2 protein-coding genes are annotated in these 1,719 nt (G+C 69.5%); both read right to left on the bottom strand.

Going from position 1 to position 1,719, the window contains the following annotated elements:
• Positions 1-18: 18 nt before the first annotated feature.
• Positions 19-603: a hypothetical protein gene (locus AB0B48_RS33000; RefSeq protein WP_357208548.1), complete on the bottom strand. Its 585-nt coding sequence runs from the start codon at positions 601-603 to the stop codon at positions 19-21.
• Between the two features lie 437 nt (positions 604-1,040).
• Positions 1,041-1,355, bottom strand: coding sequence for a MazG-like family protein (locus AB0B48_RS32995; protein WP_357208546.1), 315 nt, complete (start codon positions 1,353-1,355; stop codon positions 1,041-1,043).
• Between the last annotated feature and the right edge of the window lie 364 nt (positions 1,356-1,719).

Below are 1,719 nucleotides of genomic sequence, written 5' to 3'. Positions count from 1 at the left end.
CTGTGCGCCGTGACGCGGTCAGCTGTTCCAGTACTGGCCGACCAGGTCGGCGGCCTGCTGCTCCCACTGGGCGTAGGCGTCCGGGTAGGCCGACACCTGCACCGTCTGCGCGGCGTCGGTCAGCGCCATGTCCTGCCACCCGTCAACCTGCTTCAGACCCTTCAGGAACGCCGTCGTGGAGTACTCGGGATCGGTGATCTGCTCCGGCGTACCCCAACCACTGGACGGACGCTGCTGGAACAGGCCCAACGAGTCGTGGTCATTCATGTCGCCCAGATGGCCGAGGTTCTCCAGCTTCGACTCCTGCAGGCTCGTCGCGATCGAGATGACCGCGGCCCGCTCGGGCAGACCAGCCTTCTTCGTGGCGGCGATGATCGCCTTGACGTTGGCGGTCTGCTCGTCGTTGAGGGTGATCCGGGACTGGTCGCCCTGGGTGCCGTGCGGGATCAGCTTGCTGGTGTCGGGCTTGTCGGCCTGCACCGCAACCGCGACGGGCTTGGCGTCGACGGGGTTGGCCACGTGCGCGATGGGGCCAGCGAAGACACCGCCGGCGAACGCGAGACCAGCAACGGACAGGACGCTCTTACGCATGATCGTGTTCATGGGGGTAGCTCCTTCGGGGGTAGGACACCCGCACCGCCAAGGGGGAACGGCAGTTACGGGTGTGAGCACCTCGTCCGGCGCTGCACAAACAAAGGGAAAGTCTGAGGGGGTGACGCCACCTGATCGGGCGTCGGAGCCGGCGACCTGGCGAGCGGGGGGCTCGTGGCGCCGGGTCCATGCGTAACGACCGGGGGGCCGGGGTCATTCCGACCTCGTGACCAGCCTTCAGGGGTTGGGCGGCGGGTCGGTGGTGCTCCGATCGTCAGACTGTGTAACGACCCCGGCCCGGCCATGATTCCGGCCCGCGAGTGCACCCCGCCACACCCCAGAAACGGACACAACGCCCACACGGCACCGGGCCTGTGGCATCGGAGCACCGGTCAACCACGTAATCCACTCGGGCTCACGGCAGTCGGGGCATCCCGGACGTCAGGCGGTTATCGCCCCGTCAGGCGGGAGCGCACCTTCGCGGCGCAGGCGTCCAGAGCCGTCTGCGCGTCCAGCCCGAGGCTTTCGATGGCCACCAGCGCGGTGAAGGCGACGTCGGCCAACTCCGCCGCGACGTCCTCGCGGGTGTGGGTGACACCCTTGCGCGGATTCTGCCCGAGCAACCCGATCCAGGCAGCCGAAGCCTCCCCCGCCTCCTCGGTGAGCTTGAGGATCCGGCAGGTCAGTTCGGTCTGCCCGGTGCCGTTCGCCGCGTCCAGCCAGCCGCGTGACGCTCTGGCCGCCTCCCAGATCGACTCGTTCACGGCGACCAGTCAACCCGATCGGCCCACCGGCCTGAACGACCGGGTAGGGCTGGATCGTCGTGTTGACCGGCGGATCAGCGAACCCATTGACACTGGTCGACGGCGGTTCTAGGTTCAGGACGCTACCGACCGGTAGGCAGCCGTCCCGCTGGTCGCCCCCGGGCGACAACCGCCCGATGGGGAGCATCGATGCTGTCCACACCCGTTCGTCACCTCCGCCGTCTGCTCGCCGCCGCCGCGACGCTGACCCTCGCGGTCGGGGTGGCGGGCGCGGGCGCCGCCCGCGCCACCCCGCGCGACCCCAGGGGGGGCGTGGCCCACCCCGCGGACACCAACGAGAAAAAGCCCATGGGGCCGCGGGTGG

The sequence above is a fragment of the Micromonospora sp. NPDC049089 genome (assembly GCF_040648775.1).
GTDB lineage: Bacteria > Actinomycetota > Actinomycetes > Mycobacteriales > Micromonosporaceae > Micromonospora.
Note: the sequence above shows the minus strand (reverse complement) of the source record. Positions and strands in the feature narration are given on the sequence as shown.

What these genes read in the sequence shown, in the direction of transcription:
- AB0B48_RS33000 (WP_357208548.1), bottom strand. Translation starts at nt 603, where the DNA reads ATGAACACGATCATGCGTAAGAGCGTCCTGTCCGTTGCTGGTCTCGCG.